Source organism: Microbacterium sp. BF1 (assembly GCF_019279095.1).
In the GTDB taxonomy this organism is placed as follows: domain Bacteria; phylum Actinomycetota; class Actinomycetes; order Actinomycetales; family Microbacteriaceae; genus Microbacterium; species Microbacterium maritypicum.
This window is the reverse complement of sequence record NZ_JAGYWT010000868.1, coordinates 1-553: the sequence shown is the minus strand read 5'-3', so window position 1 is coordinate 553 and position 553 is coordinate 1. Positions and strand designations below refer to the sequence as shown.

Below are 553 nucleotides of genomic sequence, written 5' to 3'. Positions count from 1 at the left end.
CGTGGCCGCCCAGCCGTCCTGAGCGGCCACGGCTCCGCGCGTGCGCAGCGAGATCCTCCGTCGTGCGTTCGACCTCGTGCAGGAGCACAAGGAAGACCTGGCACTGCTCATGACGCTCGAGATGGGCAAGCCGCTCGCCGAGGCGCGTGGCGAGGTCGGCTACGGCGGCGAGTTCCTGCGCTGGTTCAGCGAGGAGGCCGTGCGCATCAGCGGTCGCTACGGGATCAACCCGGAAGGCACCGGCCACATGGTCGTCTCGCAGCGCCCGGTGGGACCGTCATTCTTCGTGACGCCGTGGAACTTCCCGTTCGCGATGGCGACGCGCAAGATCGCCCCCGCCCTCGCGGCCGGATGCACCGTCGTGATCAAGCCCCCGGCACTCACGCCGTTGACCACGATGTACTTCACGAAGCTGCTCGAAGAGGCCGGCCTCCCCGCCGGCGTCGTCAACGTCGTGCAGACCTCGAAGTCGAGCGCGCTGTCGGCGCCAATCATCGCCGACCCGCGTCTGCGCAAGCTCTCCTTCACGGGCTCGACCGAGGTCGGCCGCAAG

Annotated in this window: 1 pseudogene; it reads left to right on the top strand. The window is 69.1% G+C overall.

Annotated features, from left to right (window positions below):
* Window positions 1–22 precede the first annotated feature (22 nt).
* Window positions 23–553, top strand: a pseudogene (locus KZA10_RS17275) (aldehyde dehydrogenase family protein); the annotation flags it as partial.